Below are 544 nucleotides of genomic sequence, written 5' to 3' on the forward strand. Positions count from 1 at the left end.
TGGACCATTGTTTCGTTGGCGGTTTTCAGGGTTTTGTCCCCAAAAAATTTTAGCGCATCCCATTGATTTGCATTTAGCGAATCCAACGTTGGCACACGAGTTTTATCACGGTCGTTTTGCTTTTGTTGGTCATGTTGTTCATGCTGGTGCGGATTCACCTTTTTCGTTGGTTCCACCAACGCCGGAATGGGAGGTGGCTTTGCATGATTTTCATTGGTTGCGTCATATGGCAGCAGCGGAGAGTGATTTAGCAGCGGCACATGCACGTGCTCTCTTAGAAGATTGGCTTGATCAATGGGGCAAAAAGGTGAAGGGACTTGCCTGGAGTAGTCCGGTTGTGGCACGGCGTTTGATTTCGTGGATTTGTAACTCAAAAATGTTGTTACAAGGGGCAAGTGAGCGGTTTGAAAAATGCTTTTTACGTGCACTTGGTTTCCAGTTTCGTTATTTGCGTATAACGATTTGTAGTATGGAAAACAATGATCAACGTTTACAAGCAGCAGCTGCTTTGACGTTAGCAACTCTTGCTTTGCCTGTTTCAGAG

Annotated in this window: 1 pseudogene; it reads left to right on the forward strand. The window is 45.2% G+C overall.

The features are described from left to right. Window positions 1–544, forward strand: a pseudogene (locus ACFIO5_RS13390) (heparinase II/III family protein); the annotation flags it as partial.

Source organism: Bartonella sp. AA86SXKL, from assembly GCF_042196885.1.